The organism is Bradyrhizobium sp. DN3 (assembly GCF_041357655.1).
Taxonomy (GTDB): domain Bacteria; phylum Pseudomonadota; class Alphaproteobacteria; order Rhizobiales; family Xanthobacteraceae; genus Bradyrhizobium.
This window is the reverse complement of record NZ_JAULLN010000114.1, coordinates 1-228: the sequence shown is the minus strand read 5'-3', so window position 1 is coordinate 228 and position 228 is coordinate 1. Positions and strand designations below refer to the sequence as shown.

Here is a 228-nt window from a genome sequence, read left to right as displayed (position 1 = left end):
CGTTGGCCGAGATGGTGCCGACCTGGGCGATCTCGTCGTTCGAGGTGACCTTCTTCGAGTTCTTCTGGAGATCCGCAACGACGGCCTCGACCGCGAGGTCGATACCGCGCTTCAGGTCCATCGGGTTCATGCCGGCGGCAACGGCCTTGGCGCCCTCGCGGACGATCGCAGCCGCCAGCACGGTGGCGGTGGTGGTGCCGTCGCCGGCCGCGTCAGCGGACTTGGAGG

At 68.4% G+C, this 228-nt stretch carries 1 protein-coding gene; it reads right to left on the bottom strand.

The features are described 5' to 3' along the window. The coding region (locus AAE027_RS39590; RefSeq protein WP_370991188.1) for a TCP-1/cpn60 chaperonin family protein at positions 1 to 228 on the bottom strand (228 nt) is incomplete at both ends.